This is a genomic window from Mycobacterium xenopi, assembly GCF_009936235.1.
Lineage (GTDB): Bacteria > Actinomycetota > Actinomycetes > Mycobacteriales > Mycobacteriaceae > Mycobacterium > Mycobacterium xenopi.
The window spans coordinates 2,419,361-2,436,385 of sequence record NZ_AP022314.1 but is presented as its reverse complement, the minus strand read 5'-3'; the positions used below and the strand labels follow the sequence as shown (position 1 = coordinate 2,436,385).

At 67.6% G+C, this 17,025-nt stretch carries 10 protein-coding genes and 2 pseudogenes; 4 read left to right on the top strand and 8 right to left on the bottom strand.

Annotated elements, in window-relative coordinates; all coding sequences use genetic code 11:
* Nucleotides 1-3 precede the first annotated feature (3 nt).
* Nucleotides 4-699: a dienelactone hydrolase family protein gene (locus tag MYXE_RS11320; protein ID WP_003918937.1), complete on the top strand. Its 696-nt coding sequence runs from the start codon at nt 4-6 to the stop codon at nt 697-699.
* On the opposite strand, the gene MYXE_RS11315 is transcribed toward MYXE_RS11320, so the two are convergent.
* From MYXE_RS11315 to mtnA, 6 genes and pseudogenes are all read right to left on the bottom strand, one after another.
* Nucleotides 696-1,079 carry a PPOX class F420-dependent oxidoreductase gene (locus tag MYXE_RS11315; RefSeq protein ID WP_003918938.1) on the bottom strand — a complete coding sequence of 128 codons (384 nt, stop codon included), beginning with the start codon at nt 1,077-1,079 and terminating at the stop codon, nt 696-698. The genes MYXE_RS11320 and MYXE_RS11315 overlap by 4 nt on opposite strands.
* A gap of 3 nt (nt 1,080-1,082) precedes the next feature.
* Complete coding sequence (gene cobN, locus MYXE_RS11310; RefSeq protein WP_085196874.1) at nt 1,083-4,652, bottom strand: cobaltochelatase subunit CobN; 3,570 nt, start codon at nt 4,650-4,652, stop codon at nt 1,083-1,085.
* A gap of 80 nt (nt 4,653-4,732) precedes the next feature.
* The gene (locus tag MYXE_RS11305; protein ID WP_085196872.1) at nt 4,733-7,348 is read right to left on the bottom strand and encodes a helix-turn-helix transcriptional regulator; all 2,616 of its coding nucleotides are present in this window, start codon (nt 7,346-7,348) and stop codon (nt 4,733-4,735) included.
* A gap of 213 nt (nt 7,349-7,561) precedes the next feature.
* Nucleotides 7,562-8,257 (bottom strand): acireductone synthase, encoded by a 696-nt coding sequence (gene mtnC / locus MYXE_RS11300; RefSeq protein ID WP_003918942.1) that lies wholly within the window; start codon nt 8,255-8,257, stop codon nt 7,562-7,564.
* A complete protein-coding gene (locus tag MYXE_RS11295) occupies nt 8,254-8,829 on the bottom strand; it encodes a 1,2-dihydroxy-3-keto-5-methylthiopentene dioxygenase (RefSeq protein ID WP_085196870.1) in 576 nt (191 codons plus the stop codon). Before MYXE_RS11295 ends, mtnC begins: the two co-directional genes overlap by 4 nt.
* A pseudogene (gene mtnA / locus MYXE_RS11290) lies at nt 8,826-10,420 on the bottom strand (S-methyl-5-thioribose-1-phosphate isomerase). Before mtnA ends, MYXE_RS11295 begins: the two are co-directional and overlap by 4 nt.
* A 129-nt stretch (nt 10,421-10,549) precedes the next feature.
* On the opposite strand from mtnA, the pseudogene cobG reads away from it, so the two are divergent.
* From cobG to MYXE_RS11275, 3 genes and pseudogenes are all read left to right on the top strand, one after another.
* Nucleotides 10,550-11,649 (top strand): annotated as a pseudogene (cobG, locus tag MYXE_RS11285) (precorrin-3B synthase).
* Between the two features lie 9 nt (nt 11,650-11,658).
* The gene (locus MYXE_RS11280; RefSeq protein WP_003918949.1) at nt 11,659-12,282 is read left to right on the top strand and encodes a precorrin-8X methylmutase; all 624 of its coding nucleotides are present in this window, start codon (nt 11,659-11,661) and stop codon (nt 12,280-12,282) included.
* Nucleotides 12,279-13,739 carry a precorrin-2 C(20)-methyltransferase gene (locus tag MYXE_RS11275; protein WP_085196864.1) on the top strand — a complete coding sequence of 487 codons (1,461 nt, stop codon included), beginning with the start codon at nt 12,279-12,281 and terminating at the stop codon, nt 13,737-13,739. Before MYXE_RS11280 ends, MYXE_RS11275 begins: the two co-directional genes overlap by 4 nt.
* Here MYXE_RS11275 and MYXE_RS11270 read toward each other — a convergent pair.
* Nucleotides 13,714-14,319 (bottom strand): TIGR03086 family metal-binding protein, encoded by a 606-nt coding sequence (locus MYXE_RS11270; RefSeq protein WP_085196862.1) that lies wholly within the window; start codon nt 14,317-14,319, stop codon nt 13,714-13,716. The two genes, MYXE_RS11275 and MYXE_RS11270, sit on opposite strands and share 26 nt — an antisense overlap.
* Nucleotides 14,306-16,933, bottom strand: coding sequence for a LuxR family transcriptional regulator (locus MYXE_RS11265; RefSeq protein ID WP_085196860.1), 2,628 nt, complete (start codon nt 16,931-16,933; stop codon nt 14,306-14,308). Before MYXE_RS11265 ends, MYXE_RS11270 begins: the two co-directional genes overlap by 14 nt.
* Between the last annotated feature and the right edge of the window lie 92 nt (nt 16,934-17,025).

Sequence of the window (17,025 nt, the reverse complement as noted above, 5' to 3'; positions counted from 1 at the left end):
GTCATGACCACCATCGAGATTGACACCCCGGCCGGTCCGATCGATGCGCTGCTAGATGTTCCCGACGGGCAAGGCCCATGGCCGGGCGTAGTGGTGATCCACGATGCGATTGGCTACGAGCCGGACAAGCAACGAATCTCCGATCACATCGCCGCGGCGGGATACGTGGCGATCACGCCGAACCTGTTCGCGCGCGGCGGCAGGGCGCGCTGCGTCATGCGGGTATTTCGTGACCTGTTCAGCAAGCAGGGCGCCGCGGTCGACGACATCTTGGCCGCCCGCAACTACCTGCAGTCGCTGCCGCAATGCTCCGGGCGGATAGGAATCGCCGGCTTTTGCATGGGTGGGCAGTTCGCGTTAGTGATGGCGCCCAAGGGATTCGGCGCCTCCGCACCGTTCTACGGCACGCCGCTGCCCCGTCACCTCAGCGAAACCCTGGACGGCGCATGCCCGATCGTGGCCAGCTTCGGCGGCCGTGACCCGCTGGGTATCGGCGCGCCCAATCGCCTGCACCGGGTTTTGGAGCACAAGGGCATTCCCAACGACGTCAAGGTTTACCCCCGCGCCGGCCACAGTTTCGCCAACAAACTGCCCGCCCAGCCGCTGTTGCGCATCACCGGATTCGGCTACAACGAAGCCGCCAGCGAAGATGCCTGGGCCCGGGTGTTCGCGTTCTTCGGCCGATATCTGCGCAGTTAGCCGGCCGGGCGAAGCTCGAGCCCGACATTGGTTTCCATCCCGCCGCGCAACTTGGAAAAGAAGTTGAACACTCGGCCGACGATGCCGTACCGCTTGCCGATCGCGTCGTAGACCGCGGCGTTGTGCGACTTGTCCAGGATGGTCGCTGTCGCCTCGATGGCCTCACTTTTCGGGTGGCCACGCAGATCGCATGCCGCGAGGGTGACCCGCGGGCTGTTGCGAATGCGCTTGATTTTCCAGGATTTCTCCTCCGTGATGACCAGCAGCCGGTCGCCGTCTGGGGCCGCCCAGATCGGTGTCGGTTTCGGCCGACCGTCCTTGGTGAAGGTGGTCAGCAGGATGTAGCGGGATTTCGCGACGTCGGCAAAAGTGGGGTGCATAACCTACCCTTCCAAATCACCCTCGGTTTCCAGCAGCACCTGCCGCAATCCGTCAACCGTGGCCGGTTGCGGCTCGGCCCACATTCCACGGCTGACCGCCTCCAGCAGCCGCTCAGCCATCCCGTGCAGCGCCCACGGGTTTGACTCCGCCATGAATTTGCGGTTTTCGGCGTCGAGCACGTAGCGCTCGGTGAGCTGCTCATACATCCAGTCGGCCATTACGCCCGCCGTGGCGTCGTAGCCAAACAGGTAGTCCACCGTCGCGGCCATCTCGAAAGCGCCCTTATAGCCGTGCCGGCGCATCGCGGTCATCCAGCGCGGGTTGACGACGCGGGCGCGAAAGACGCGGGTGGTTTCTTCCGACAACGTGCGGGTCCGGATCGCGTCGGTGCGGGTGTTGTCGCCGATGTAGGCCGCCGGCGCCCGTCCGGTCAGCGCGCGCACGGTGGCCACCATGCCGCCGTGGTACTGGAAGTAGTCGTCGGAGTCGGCGATGTCATGCTCGCGGGTGTCGGTGTTCTTGGCGGCGACCGCGATGCGCCGGTATTGGCGGGTCATGTCGTCGGTCGCAGGTCGGCCATCCAGGTCGCGCCCGTAGGCGTATCCGCCCCACGCCGTGTACACCTGGGCCAGGTCGGCGTCGTCGCGCCAGTTGCGGCTGTCGATCAGCTGCAACAGCCCTGCCCCATACGTGCCCGGCTTCGAACCGAAAACCCTTGTGGTGGAACGACGTTTATCGCCATGCTGGGCAAGGTCGGCCTGTGCGTGGGCCCGGACGTAGTTGTGCTCGAAGGGTTCGTCGAGGTCGGCGACCAGCCGTACCGCGTCGTCGAGCATGGTCACCACGTGCGGGAACGCGTCTCGGAAGAAGCCGGAAATGCGCACGGTCACGTCGATGCGAGGGCGGCCCAGTTCCGTCAACGGGATTGGCTCTAGATTCACGACTCGCCGCGACGCGTCGTCCCACACCGGCCGGACCCCGAGCAGCGCAAGAACTTCCGCGATATCGTCGCCGGCGGTGCGCATCGCCGAGGTGCCCCACACTGAAATGCCAACCGAGCGAGGCCAGCACCCGTAGTCGTCGCGATAGCGCGCCAGCAGCGAATCAGCAAGCGCTACACCGGTGTCCCACGCCAACCGGGACGGCACCGCCTTGGGGTCGACGGAGTAGAAATTGCGCCCGGTGGGTAGCACGTTCACCAGACCGCGCAGCGGCGAGCCAGAGGGCCCTGCGGCGATGAATCGGCCGTCCAATGCCTTGAGCACCTGGTCGATTTCGTCAGCGGTCCCGGCAATCCGGGGCACCACCTCGGTGGCGGCGAAGCGCAGCACCGTCGCCACATCAGGGTTGTCGGTCAGCCGGTCGGCCGCGTCGGGATCCCAGCCGGTGTCCTGCAACGCTGCTACCAATTCGCGAGCTTGGGTTTCGGCTGCGTCGACGCAGGTGCGCTCATCGGTGCCGTCCTCGGCCAGTCCCAGCGCTTGGCGCAGGCCGGGCACCGACATCTGACCGCCGAAGAGTTGACGAGATCGCAGGATCGCCAACACCAGGTTCAGTTCGGCTTCTCCGGTCGGCTTGTCACCCAGGATGTGCAGGCCGTCGCGAATCTGCACATCCTTGATCTCGCACAGCCATCCGTCGACGTGCAGCAGCATCTCGTCGAACGAGTCGTCTTCCGGGCGTTCGGTCAGACCCAGGTCGTGGTCCATCTTGGCGGCTCGGATCAGTGTCCAGATCTGCTGGCGGATCGCGGGCAGCTTGTCGGGGTCCAGCGCGGCGACGGCAGCGTGCTCGTCGAGCAGTTGTTCGAGCCGAGCGATGTCGCCGTAGGTTTCGGCACGAGCCATCGGCGGGATGAGATGGTCGACGAGCACGGCGTGCGCACGTCGTTTCGCCTGGGTGCCTTCACCGGGGTCGTTGACTAAAAACGGGTACACCAGCGGCAGGTTGCCCAGCGCGGCGTCGGCTGCGCAGGCCGCCGACAGGCCCAGCGTCTTACCGGGCAGCCACTCCAGGTTGCCGTGCTTGCCCAGATGCACCACGGCGTGAGCCCCGAAACCGGTGTCCAGCCAGTGGTAGGTGGCCAGATAGTGATGGCTGGGCGGCAGGTCCGGGTCATGGTAGATCGCGACGGGGTTGTCGCCGAATCCCCGTGGCGGCTGGATCATGAGCACCACGTTGCCCGCCTGCATTGCGGCAATGACGATCTCGCCGTCCGGATCGCGGCTTCGATCGACGAACAGCTCCCCCGGCGGCGGGCCCCAGTGTTTTTGGACCGCGTCGGCGAACTCGGCAGGCAACGTGGCAAACCAGGCGCGATAATCCTTGGCGGACACCCGGATTGGATTGCCAGCCAGCTGTCCCTCAGTAAGCCAGTCCGGATCCTGGCCGCCGCGTTCGATCAGCGCGTGCACCAGCGCGTCCCCGTCGTCTGCGTCGACGCCGGGAATCTCACCGATCCGGTAGCCATGCTCACGCATCGCGCGCAGCAACTTGACGGCACTGGCCGGGGTGTCCAAGCCGACGGCGTTGCCGATCCGCGCGTGTTTGGTTGGGTAGGCGGAGAACACCACGGCCACTCGCTTGTCGGCGTTGGCGGTCCGGCGCAGCTGGGCGTGCCGCACCGCCAAGCCGGCGACCCGCGCGCAGCGTTCGGGATCGGGGACATAGGAAATCAGCCCTTCGTCGTCGATCTCCTTGAACGAAAACGGAACCGTGATGATGCGTCCGTCGAATTCGGGGACCGCGACCTGGCTGGCCACGTCGAGCGGACTGAGCCCGTCGTCGTTGTCCTGCCACTGTTTTCGCGAGCTGGTCAGACACAACCCCTGCAGGATCGGCATATCCAGGGCGGCAAGGTGTTCGACGTTCCAGGAATCGTCGCCACCGGCCGCGGCCGTGGCCGGTGTGACCCCGCCGGCAGCCAATACGGTGACCACCATTGCGTCGGCTTGGGCCAGCGTTTCGAGCATGTCGGGTTCTGCGGTGCGCAGCGACGCGCAGTACACCGGCAGCGGCCGGCCACCGGCGGCTTCGAGCGCGTCACAGAGCGCTTCGATGTAGGCGGTGTTGCCGGCAAGGTGCTGGGCCCGGTAGTACAGCACGGCGATAACCGGGCCGTCGACGTCGGCAGCCGTGCGCTCCAGCACACCCCACATCGGTGTGCTCACCGGCGGACCGAAGCCGAAACCGGTCATCAGCAGCGTGTCGGACAGGAACGCGTGCAGTTGCCGTAGGTTGGGCACCCCGCCGTGGGCCAAATAGATGTGGGTCTGCACCGCGATGCCTGCCGGCACCGTTGAGCGCTCGGTCAGGTCGGCGTCCGGCGACTGTTCTCCGCTGACCAGAATGGTGGGAACCCCGCTGGCCAGCACGGTGTCGATGCCGTCCTGCCAAGCCCGGTAGCCGCCGAGGATGCGGACCACCGCGACATCGACGCCCCGCAACAACCCCGGCAGCTCGCCGTCAACCAGCCGTGCCGGGTTGGCCCACCGGTAGTTCGCGCCGCTGGCGCGCGCGGTGATCAGGTCGGTGTCGGACGTCGACAACAACAACACGGTCGGATCGGGCACCCGTCATTCGTACCGCAACGGCGAACCCTCGAGGTTCTCGAGGTCGGGTGGCGCAGGGTGCACGTAGACGACTACGCGGCTCAGGTCCCCGATCGGGAGCCGCCGAGCAGCCGGGCAAGCTGTTCGCGGCTTTGGATGTCGAGTTTGGCGAAGATGCGATACAGGTGTCCATCCACCGTGCGCACCGACACCGAAAGCCGGTCCGCGATCTGGCGGTTGGATAATCCCGCCGCGACCATCACTGCGATTTCACGTTCCCGGTCGGTGATGGGTAGCGGCTGCACCGCGGCTTTGACCGCCGGGGTTCGGACCTCGCCCCGGATGGCCAGCCAGTGAGCCCGCGTCGACGACTCCAATTCCTTGCCGCGGCGTCCGCTGCGCGCATGCTCGCGCGCAGCCTGAGCGGCCGCGTCGGCGGCACATGCCAGTGCACCCAGGCCGGCGAACCGATCCGCCGCCGTGTCAAGTAGCTCACCGTCGTGGCTGGCCAGCCCCTGGGCGTGCGCGGCGATCGCCTCAGACAACGGATTGCCCAGCATGCCGGCCAGCTCAGCCAGTCGGGAGGCCTGCGAGCGGTCACCGAACCGGACCGCCGTATGCAATGCGCGCATCTCGACCGCGTACATCTGGGATCGTCGCGCAATTTGGGCGGCACGCAACGAATGCGTCACCGCGGCTGTCGTCTCGCCCACACTCGCCCGCTCCCACGCCCGGGCGAGCTCGAGTTCCGGTGTAAACGCCGCGACTTGCGGTCCGTGTGCCGCTTGCGAGCGTTCCAGCGCGGCGACAGCCCCAGCAGCGTTTCCGCGCGCCCCTTCGGCTTGCGCCGACCATGCCGCCACCAGCATCATCCAAGCCGACAAAAAGCCGCCGGACAACGCAGAGAGCGAATTGTGGAATGCCGCACACGCTGACGGCAGCTCGCCGCGCGCGAGGTAGACAAGTCCGTGGATGGCCTCCACCATCGCATCTGCCTCAGGCACGCCGCCGGCCATCGTGGCGTAGCGTTCCCAAACCCGTTGGGCAGCAGCGTAATCACCGGCAGACGTGGACGCCATGACCTCGGCGACTCCGATGGCGAACCGTTGCGGTCCCGATTCGCTGAGGCCGGCCGCCCGCAAGCCCGCCTCCGCTATGGGCTGTACTTGGTCCAGCCGCCCGGCAACCGCGAGCGCACATGTGGTTGCCACCGCTGCCCAAACCTTGGCCAGCGGCAGCGCATCCGATGCACACAGGGCCGGTCCGGTCTCGATCGCTGTCGTGATATCGCCGAAGAAAAATGCAAACGACACCTCCAGAGCCTTCGCCAAAGCGATACACGCCTCGGATTCCACGCGATCCTTGACCTCGACGAGAACCTGCTTGGCGGATTCGACTTGACCGCAACCCCAGAACAGGTTAGCCGCACGCAGACAACCCCATTGCAGAGTCGAAAACTCGTCGGCGCCAACGGGATCAGCACCGGCCAGCACCGATTCGGCCTCGTCGCCGCGGCCTTGCCAACTCAACGCGTCCGCGAGGACGAGCGCAGCCTGCAGACCGCCGCCACGCTCGACCGCGAACCGCGCCAGCTCCTCGCCGTTGCGCAGGCTGGACATGGTCACCGCGCTGACCGCCGCGGAGATGATCGCGTCGAGGTCCGGCTCCAAGTCACTGTGGATTATGAACTGGGCCAGCCGAATCTGGCCGCGCACATCCGGCAATCTCAAGCGCCGGTCTCCGCGCTCAAGATGCTTTCGAAACGCTTGTGCCAGCATGCTATTGAGCCGGTGCGACCGCACGACGCCGGCGAGCCGGATCGCAGCTTCACCGATGATGGGGTGGTTCAACCGCGCGACGGCGGCCGGGCCGTCGGGCACCAGCTGGATGATGCCTCTGCGCTCCAGGCGTTCCACCGCATCGGCGTTGCACAGTCCGCGCAGGACCTCCCAGTCCAGCAGTTCGCCGATAGCCAAGATCTCGACCGCTTCCAATTCCTCGGGGGCAAGAGATCGCAACCGAAACTCGAGCAGGTCATCGAGTTCACGGTCCGGATGTAACGGACCGCGCAACTGCCAGCCATCCTCGGCGTGGAACAACACGCCGGTTTCTCGTCCCGCGCTCAGTAACCCCCGCAGCAGCAGCACGTTTCCCCCGCTGCGCCGGTGTAGTTCGTCGAGCAGTCGGGGCGCGATCGCATCGCCGAGCACGCGGCGGGCGAGCTCTTCCGTTTGCTCACGGGTGAACGGGTCGATGTGCATGGTCAGCAGCAGCCGTTCTTTCATCAGCGCTGTCACTGCGTCAAGCACCGGTTCACCAGAGCGAATGGTCACGATCAACTGCGTACTGCCGCCGGCCGCGAGCTGGTAGACCAAACTCGCTGACAGCGGGTCGAGCAGGTGGGCGTCGTCGACGACGAGCACCAGGTCGGGATCGGTCTCCAAGGTTTTCAGTGCGCCGCCCAGCATCGCGGCGGGTGATTGTGCCGCTGCGACGGTCACTAGCCGAGAGAACGCGCCCAGCGGCACGGCGCGCCCGGTTTGAGTGCCCAACACAAAACGCACCGTCTGCCCGCTCGACTCGACGGCATCGGCAACTGCTCGCGCCAGGGTGGATTTGCCGACCCCGCCATCGCCGAGCAACACCACGCCGCGGAACTTCGCGTCAGCGTCCTGCAGCACCGCCAACGCCTGGCGAAACTCCTCATCGCGGGCCACTACCGGCCACGTCGACCCGCTTGCGGCTTGCACCGGATGCCCAACCTCCCGGGGCCCCATCTTTTGGCAGACACTACGCTGACTCAGCCAGCGGTTAGCGGTGGTTGTCAATTTTTCGCTGGCAAACGGATAGGGCGATGTTGGCCCGGAATCACCCCGGCGTGGCAGCGTCTGGCTCGCGGGTCGAGCGAAACACAGCTATTGCACTGCAGCCTAATCGGCCACCGCCAGGACGTCGACCTCGGCGAATGAGCTGACCCAGCGGTGCGGCGGCCGCGGCGCATTCGGCTCGCCGGGCCGGGTCACGCCGAGCACAGCCCAGCCAGCCGCGGCCGCGGTGTCGAGTTCGTCGGGGTGGTCGGACAGCAGCAGAATCTGCTCCGCGGGCAGCCCGATAGCGTCGGCGATCCTGCGGTAGGAGGCCACGTCGCGTTTGCTGCCGGCGTTGGTCAGGTCGAACCAGCCCGCGATCAGCGAGGCCAGCGGGCCGCTGCGGGTGTAGGTGAACCAATCCTGTTGATTGCGTGTCGAACCCGACGAGTAGACGTAGAGCGCGATGCCGCCGTCATGCCAGGATTTCAACGCCGGCGGTACGTCATCGAAGAACTCTGCGTGCAGCGCGCCGCGACGGAACCCTTCTGCGCAGATCAGACCTTGGGCGGTCTTCAACGGTTCAGCCTTGATGTCCGAATCCAGCCAGCGGCATAGGATTTCGGCGACTTCGGCGGTGTCGGCGTCGAGCCGCCCGGATAGCTCCCGGGTGGCCGCGATCACCGGATCGGCTGGGCCGTCGCGGTTGTCGGCCAGCCATTGGGCAAGGTGGGCTTTGGTGTAGCCGTAGAGGTCTTCTCGCACCGATCGGGTCGGGCTGGTGGTGCCCTCGATGTCGAGGACGATCGCGGCGATCATCCGGCGACGAGCTCGTCGAGCGTCGGGAAGCGTTCGCCGATAGGGTCGCCGGTGAAGTCGCCGATCCACCCGTCTTGCTGCTCGAAGAACCGGATCGCCACGAAATCGGGACGCCTGCCCATGTCGAACCAGTGCCGAGTGCCGGCCGGCACCGACAACAGGTCACCGGCCGCGCACACCACCGCGACCACGTCGTGATCCAGGTGCAGGTAGAAGCAGCCGCGGCCGGCCGCGAAGAAGCGCACCTCGTCCTCGGCGTGACGGTGCTCGGACCGGAACTTTTCGCGGGCGGCGCGGGCGACGGCCGGCCATCCTGGATCGGCATCGTCGGGGTGCAGCCGGGCCACGTCGATGACCTGGTAGCGGCCATCGGCGTTGAGTTCGGCGATGCGGTCGTCGTAGCCGGCCAGGATGCCCTCGGTGGGCGCTGAAGCGTCAAAGCCGGGCAGTGTGGGCCAACGGTCGAAGACGATGTCGCGCTTGGCCAGTTCGGCACCGATCTCGATCGGGTCGTCGGTGCGCAGGCGCACGTCAGCGGCGTCACTGTCGGCCATCACTTGCAGCAGGGTCATGAGGGTTCCTCCGAAGGTGCTCCAATGTCGCGGCGACCGGTCAGTGTCACCAACTCGCACATCGCCTCCAGGCATTCCACGCGGTCGCGGGCCTGCGCCAGGTCGGTGCCCCATGCGGTGACGCCGTGACCGGCGACAAACAGCACCGGCGGGGCGTCCGGGTGTTCGGTCAGGTGGTGCTGGATGTCGGCGCCGATGCGCGCCACGTCAGCGTGGTTGGCGAACACCGGGATGTCGATGGTGTCGGTGACGCCAAGTCCCTTGATGAGCTCATAACCGCTGAACCGCAAAGTATTCGGTGCGCCGATCGACTGGGTGGTGGCGTGCGGCGGGTGAACGTGCACCACCGCCTGGGCGTCGGTTGCGCGGTAGATCGCGGTGTGGATCGCGGTTTCCGCCGAGGGCCGCCGTGATCCCGAAAGTTGCTGGGAGTCAGCAATATTCACCCACACCAAGTCTTCTGCGGTGAGCTCTCCTTTGGACAGCCCGCTGCCGGTGATCAGCGCAGCCTGGCCAGCGCGGACCGAGATGTTGCCTGCGGTGCCCGGCATCCACCCGCGCAAATACAAGTCCCGGGCGATACCGGGAATCTGGCTTGCGGCAATGTTTTTGCCTTCACCGATCACACCGTTCTCGGTGACCACCGCGGTGATCAGCTCCGGCGGGGTGACATCGAATGCGGGGTTGAACACCGCGGTGTCTGCCGGTGCGGTGGCGACGTCGCCGAGATGGGTGATCTCGTCCGCGCTGCGCTGTTCGACGACGATGTCGCGACCGGTCGCGGTGCCCGGATCGCGGGTGGATTCGGGCGCGACGACGATGAACGGGATGCCGTGGTGGCGAGCCGCCAGGGCCAGGCTGTAGGTGCCGATCTTGTTGGCGACCGACCCGTCGGCACTGATGCGGTCGGCGCCGACGAGCACGCAGTCCACCTGCCCGGTGGCCATCGCCCAGGCCGCCGCCGAGTCGACGGCCAGCCGGTGCGGGATTCCGGCCTGAGCGAGCTCCCAGGTCGTCAGCCGGGCGCCCTGCAGCAGCGGGCGGGTCTCGTCGACCAGCACCTCGTCGATGGCGTGACGGGTATGCAGCACCTCCAGTGCGCCCAGCGCCGTCCCGAAAGCGGCCGTAGCCAGCGGCCCGGTGTCACAGTGGGTGAGGATGCGCAATCGCCGATCCGGGCACACCCGCTGCACCAGATCCGCGGCCTGGGTCGCGGCGGCCCGGTTGACCCGGTCGCCTTCCGCGAGCATCTCCCGAGCTTCGTCCAGCACCGCCCGCGCGCCCTGTGACAACCTGGCCAGCGCGCGCTGCACCCCCAGGCCAGGTTGACCGCGGTGGGCCGGGCCGCGGCGATCCGGGAGGCCTCCAGTTCCACCTTCTCGGGATCGCCGACGTGCGCGAACGCCGCCAGCGCCACGCCGAACGCCCCGGACACCCCGATCGCCGGGGCCCCGCGAATGGCCAGCGTCTTGATCGCGTCGATGAGCTCGTCGACCGTGGTGATCCGCAACCAGCGCAGCTGGTGCGGCAGCGCGCGCTGGTCGATGGCGACCAGCGCGCCGTCCTCCCACTTCACCGAGCTTTCAGCCATCGCCGCAGTCCTCAGGATTGCACTTCACTGATTTCTCCAAGTCGTATTCAACCCTCGTATCGGCCACATGCCAGGTTTTGCTTCCCGCGGATCGTGAGACACGAGGCATATCGGCCGTACGGTAGGCGGGTGAGCAGAGCACGCGACCGAGACCAGTGCCCGGGTGCGCTGGAGATGCACCAGGCGGCCGACGGCGCCCTGGCGCGGGTGCGCCTGCCCGGTGGGATGCTCACCGCCGCGCAGTTGGCCGCGCTCGCCGGGGCGTCGAGTCGCCACGGGTCGGCGGTATTAGAGCTGACCGCGCGGGGCAATGTCCAGATTCGGGGCATCACCGATGTGCAGGCGCTGGCCGACGCGCTGGCCGGGGCGGCCTGCTGCCATCGACGACGCACGAGCGGGTCCGCAACATCGTCGCCTCGCCGCTGTCCGGGCGGGCGGGGGGTTTGGCCGACGTGCGCGGCTGGGTGGCCGAGCTGGATGGGGCGGTGTGCGCCGAACCGGCACTGGCCGGATTGCCGGGACGGTTCTGGTTCAGCTTCGACGACGGCCGCGGCGACGTGTCCGGGTTGGCCGCCGACGTGGGAGCCCATGTCGTCGATGACGGTATCGCGCTGCTGCTGGCCGGGCGCGACACCGGCGTGCGCCTGACGGTCGACGCCGTCATACCCGCACTGGTGAAGCTGGCGGTGAAATTCGTCGATGTCCGTGGAAATGCTTGGCGGGTAAGGGAATTAGCTGACCTCTCGATAGTGCTGCCCGGTGTGCAGCTCGCGCCGACACCGTTTCCCGCGGTTCTTCGACCACCGGTGGGCTGGCTGCCCCAGGACGACGGGCGCGTCGCGTTGGGCGCGGCGGTGCCGCTCGGGGTGTTGACCGCTGCGGTGGCCGATCGCCTGGCTGCGATCGGCGCACCGCTGGTAATCACTCCGTGGCGTTCGGTACTGGTGTGCGACCTCGACGAGCCCGGCGCCGACGCGGCGCTGCGGGTGCTGGCGCCGCTGGGTCTGGTGTTCGACGCGAACTCCCCGTGGCTATCGGTCAGCGCGTGCACCGGCAGTCCCGGCTGCGCGCGGTCGGTCGCCGACGTGCGCGCCGACGCCGCACGGTCACTGGCCGCGGATAGCGGTGTGCACCGCCACTTCGTCGGCTGCGAGCGAGCCTGCGGCAGCCCACCGGCCGGTGAGGTGCTTGTGGCAACCGGAGACGGGTACCGACTCGCGCGGCCTTAAGGTGAGCGGGTGCTCGACTACCTTCGCGATGCGGCCGAGATCTACCGGCAGTCGTTCGCGACTATCCGGGCCGAAGCGGATTTGGCCCGATTTCCCCCCGACGTCGAGCAGGTCGTCGTCCGGCTGATCCACACCTGCGGCCAGGTCGACCTCGCCGAGGAGGTGGCCTACACCGACGACGTCGTCGCCCGCGCGGGCGCTGCGCTCTCCGGCGGCGCGCCGGTGCTGTGCGATTCGTCCATGGTGGCCGCCGGGATCATGTCGGACCGCCTGCCCGGCAACGAGATTGTGTCGCTGGTCGCCGATCCGCGGGCCGCCGAGCTGGCCGCCCGCCGGCACACCACCCGCTCGGCAGCGGGCGTGGAGCTGTGGGCCGACCGTCTGGCGGGCGCGGTGCTGGCGATCGGCAACGCGCCCACCGCCCTGTTTCGGCTGCTGGAACTGGTCGACGAGGGGGTCTCGGCGCCGGCGGCGGTGCTGGGCGGCCCGGTGGGCTTCGTTGGCTCTGCGCAGTCCAAGCAGGAGCTTATCGAGCGCCCGCGCGGGATGTCGCATTTGATCGTGCGAGGCCGCCGCGGCGGCAGCGCGATCGCCGCCGCTGCTGTCAACGCGATCGCGGCAAACATCAAATGAATAGGCGGGGAACACTTTTCGGTGTCGGACTCGGGCCCGGCGACCCCGAGTTGGTGACGGTCAAGGCGGCCCGCGTGATCCGCGAAGCTGACGTGGTGGCCTACCACAGCGCACGCCACGGCCGCAGCATCGCCCGCGGCATCGCCGAACGGTATCTGCGGCCAGGCCAGATCGAGGAGCACCTGGTCTATCCGGTAACCACGGAGACCACCGATCATCCCGGCGGCTACGCCGGTGCGCTGGAGGACTTCTACGCCGAGGCCACCTCCCGGATCGCGGCACACCTGGACGCCGGACGCGACGTGGCGCTGTTAGCCGAGGGCGATCCGCTGTTCTACAGCTCGTACATGCATCTGCACACCCGGCTCACCCAGCGGTTCAATGCGGTCATCGTGCCCGGTGTGACGTCGGTCAGCGCGGCGTCGGCCGCGATCGCGACACCGCTGGTAGCCGGCGACGAGGTGCTGTCGGTGCTGCCCGGCACCTTGGGTGTCGCCGAACTGACGCACCGGCTCGCCGACGCCGACGCCGCGGTGGTCATGAAGCTGGGTCGCTCATATCCCGCTGTGCGCGAAGCACTTTCGCTAGCCGGTCGACTCGATGACGCTTTTTACGTGGAGCGTGCCAGCACCGCCGGCCAGCGGGTGCTACCGGCCGCCGACGTCGACCAGGACAGCGTCCCGTACTTCTCGCTGGCGCTGCTGCCGGGTGGTCGGTGCCGCGAATCGCGGGCCGGCGGCGTGGCGGTGGTCGGACTTGGCCCAGGGCAGGCCGACTGGATGACGCCGGAATGCCGCCGCGAGCTCGCTGCTGCCACCGATCTCGTCGGTTACGGCCGCTATCTGGATCGCGTCCCGGTTCGGGAGGGTCAACGTCGTCATCCCAGTGACAACACCGACGAGCAGGCGCGTGCCCGGCTGGCCTGCGCGCTGGCCGAGCAAGGCCGTGCGGTGGCGGTGGTGTCATCCGGTGATCCCGGGGTGTTCGCGATGGCCACCGCGGTGCTCGAGGAGGCCAAGCAATGGCCGGGTGTGCAGGTCAGGGTGATCCCGGCGATGACCGCCGCGCAGGCGGTCGCGAGCCGGGTCGGCGCGCCGCTGGGTCACGACTACGCAGTGATCTCGCTGTCCGACCGGCTCAAACCATGGGACGTCATCGCAGCCCGGCTGTCGGCCGCGGCTGCCACCGACATGGTGTTGGCCATCTACAACCCCGCGTCGAAGACGCGCACGTGGCAGGTTGCCGCGATGCGGGACCTGCTGCTGCGCCACCGGGATCCCGGTACGCCGGTGGTGATCGGTCGTGACGTGTCGGGCCCGGACGAGCGTGTGGTGGTGGTGCGACTGGCCGACTTGGACCCGGCCGAGGTCGACATGCGCTGCCTGTTGATTGTCGGCTCGTCGCAGACGCAGTGGTACGACGACCGTGTGTTCACCCCGCGAAGGTACCCCCGCTGAAGCGCGCAACCCAGGCCGGATCGCGGCCCAGGCGGGCGAGAAGCCGCGACTGGATGTCGGCGTCGTCGCCGACGGCCACCGGCGCCGCGAACATCCCTGATGCGCTAAGGGCATCGGGATCCGACGGCAGCTGCTCGAAAAACAGTGCACACCAGTCGGGATCGAGTCGGTCATCGGCGCCGACGGCGCGGGCCAGATCCCAGGTGTGCACCAACACGTCTTGGCTGAGCCGCGGCATGAGAGTCTTCACTTCGCGACGGGCTGCGGGGTTGTTCCCGACAGCCGGCACCTCGACCACCCGCCGCAGAACCTGGCTTGGGCCGAATGCAACGGGCAGCCGGTCGAAGGTCAATTCCCAGCGCCGACGCGGGTCCGTACGCGGGCGCTCCGGCTTTAAACCCAAGGGCCGCAACAAAAGCGCGTCGTGAAATCCGATCACGTGCTCCACCACGTCACGGGCGTTCCAGCCCTCGCAGGGCGACGGACGCTGCCACTTCCCGTCGGCCGCTCGGACCGCGTCGCCAAAGCGTCGACACACCGCCAGGTGCAGCTCGGCCGCCGTTGCGTCACGCTCTGTCATCGCTTTTCCAGCTAGCTCGGATGACCGTCTTGAGCTCGTCGCGGGTGTTGACCCCGACTCGCTGGCACGCGCGGTAAATATGACCTTCGACGGTACGCACCGACATCACCAGCCGTTCCGCGATTTCGCGGTTGGACAAACCCGCAATCGCTAACTCGATGACCTCACGCTGTCGCCCACCCAGCGGAAGTCCGGCGGTGGTGCGCAATGCCGGCGTGCACAGCCCCGCGCACTCGGCGGCAAGCTCCCGCGCTGTCGCCGTCGCATACAGTCCCCGCTGGCGGTGTTGGCGGCTGGTAAACACGGCCGCTGCCTGTGCCGCGGCATCCGCAGCCGCGACCCGGTCACCGATCGCCTGGTATTCCGACGAGGCCGCAAGCAAACCTTCCCCGTCGCCGCTGAGCAACGATTCAGCATGCCGCGCAACAGTATTCGCAAGAGGAAGCGATAACTCGTCAGCCAGGTCGCGGGCCCGGCTCGCCTGCGATGCGTCGCCCCACTGGGCCGCTGCTTGCAGGCAAGCCAGCTCGTGGGTCGGCTGGCCGCGCTCGCGCGCTTCGGTCGCGGCTTGGTGCGCGGTGGCGATCGCCTCGCCCAGGTAGCCTTTGGCCGCCAGCGTCCAGCCGGTTGCCAGGGACAGCGCGGTCTGCATGAACAGATACTCGGCGGGCACGAAGCGTTGGGCTTCGGCCAGTGCCTCCTCTGCCGCGGCCACCTGTCCCAGTTTGGCGTGTGCTTCGGCTAACCCGAAGCAACTTGCCGGACGTAAACCTGTTGTCGCACCGTGCTTTTCAACTCCGGCACGCGCTTCGCGCAGCAAGCTGAGGGCGCTGCGGAGATCGCCGCGCACCAGACTGGCGTGGCCCAACAGGAATGCCAGGTTCGCGTATGCAAAACCGGGAACATCTCGAGCCGAATCGGCGATCCTCCGGGCGGATTGCCCGCACTCGTCGATGTGCCCGGTCAACCGGCAGGCGCGCGCGTAGACTGCGCCGAACCAAAATCGCATCGGCGACGACTCGAACGCAGTGATCGCCCGCTCAACGGCACGCTCGGCGACATCAGCCAGGTCATCGACGTGACCGAGTGCACCCATCGCCATCACCAGCGCGACCGATGCCATCATCGCGTGAAAATCCGAGAGCACCTGCGAACAAAGCGCTGCTTTGGCCTTCTCTTCCGCGTCGGCGCAGCGGGCAGATACCGCGTCGATGCAGGCTTCGACCGCGAGACGGGCATCACGCTGCGCGGCGGATTCCTTTGCCGCGGCGAGACCGTCGAGAATGGCCGCTGCCTCCCGGGGCCGCCCGAGCATCCAGATCAGGTTGGCCGCCCTGATGGTCGACCATCGATGGCGGTCCTCACGGTCCGCGCCACAGATGGCCCGCAGGGCTTCTTCGGCCTGCTCCCCTCGCCCGAGAAGCACGAGGGTCATCGCCCGCATCGGCGCGGCGTCAGGTGCGCCGCAGGCCGCGGCCGCGGCGGCGAACCGCTCGGCTGAATCGGGATCTAACAGCATCATCGAAAAGCGCGCTGCCTCCAGATACAGCTTCGGGTCGGGATCGAGATCAGAGTGGAGCGTCAGCAAAGCCCGGCGCACTGTTGCCCGCATGTCGCGGTCGACCTCCCGGGCCAGCCGCCGCGCCAACTGTCCGCGGACCTTGGACAGATGGAGTTCCCCAGCGGTTGCCTGGCGAAGCTCACCGAACAGCGGATGCGCCAGCCGGGCCACGCGCTCGTCGCCGACGCGTTCCACGGTGACGAGGCGCATCTGTTCGGCAGATTCGAGATCTCGGCGGCGCACCAGGTCGCAGAGCACCTCGACGCTGAGTGGTTCGCATTGCGACAGGGTGTCGACGACCCGTGCCACCCTGGGCGTCATCCGACGCAGCCGTCGACCCAGCATGTCGCTGAGGCTCGGCGACACTGCGACGTCGTCGTCCCACATCCACACCCCGGCGACCTGCCGCATTCGGCCGGCCGCGATCTGGTCAGCAACCAGCTGCCGCAAAAACAAGGCGTTGCCGCCCGTCAGCTTCCAGAACCGCTCGGCGCTGCGGGCATCCACCGGTCCACCGACGCTGGTTTCGATCAGGCAGCGGGTGGCTGCGGCGGACAGTGGTTCCAGGTCCAGCCGCGTCAGCAGCTCATCCTTCCACAACGCCGTCACGGCATCAGGCTCGTCCGCGCCTGTTCGCACGGTCACCACCAGCCGGGCACCACGGGTTGACGCCAATTGGTGCACGACATGTGCGGACAACCCGTCCAGAAGATGAGCGTCGTCGACTCCGATAAGCACTCGACCTCGATGCTGTTGCGCGACAAAGGTATTGATCAGCCGCCGCACACTGAGCAACGGCTCAGCCATCGCGTCGGTAAGCAAAGCGGCGAATGCGCCCAACGGCAGCGGTCGGGCAGACTCGGTGCCCACAATCCAGTTGGTGCGGGCACCTGCCGCGGCCGCGCGAGCCAATACCTCTCGTGCGAGCCGAGTCTTGCCCACACCGGCGGCCCCGGCGATGATGACGCCGGAGTAGTTGCCGAACCCGCTCAGTGCGCGGCGAATAAGTTTGAGTTCACCCTCGCGCCCAGTCAGCGGATCGCCGCTGATCACGCGCCGACTATATCCGCGCACCGGTCACTGACGTGGTAATTCAGCAGCTAATCACGAGTACTTCGCTATGCCTCGCCTGCACCGCGACCAGC

What these genes read in the sequence shown, in the direction of transcription:
- MYXE_RS11270 (WP_085196862.1), bottom strand. Translation starts at nt 14,319, where the DNA reads ATGACAGAGCGTGACGCAACGGCGGCCGAGCTGCACCTGGCGGTGTGT.
- MYXE_RS11275 (WP_085196864.1), top strand. Translation starts at nt 12,279, where the DNA reads ATGAATAGGCGGGGAACACTTTTCGGTGTCGGACTCGGGCCCGGCGAC.
- MYXE_RS11320 (WP_003918937.1), top strand. Translation starts at nt 4, where the DNA reads ATGACCACCATCGAGATTGACACCCCGGCCGGTCCGATCGATGCGCTG.
- mtnC (WP_003918942.1), bottom strand. Translation starts at nt 8,257, where the DNA reads ATGATCGCCGCGATCGTCCTCGACATCGAGGGCACCACCAGCCCGACC.
- MYXE_RS11295 (WP_085196870.1), bottom strand. Translation starts at nt 8,829, where the DNA reads ATGACCCTGCTGCAAGTGATGGCCGACAGTGACGCCGCTGACGTGCGC.
- MYXE_RS11315 (WP_003918938.1), bottom strand. Translation starts at nt 1,079, where the DNA reads ATGCACCCCACTTTTGCCGACGTCGCGAAATCCCGCTACATCCTGCTG.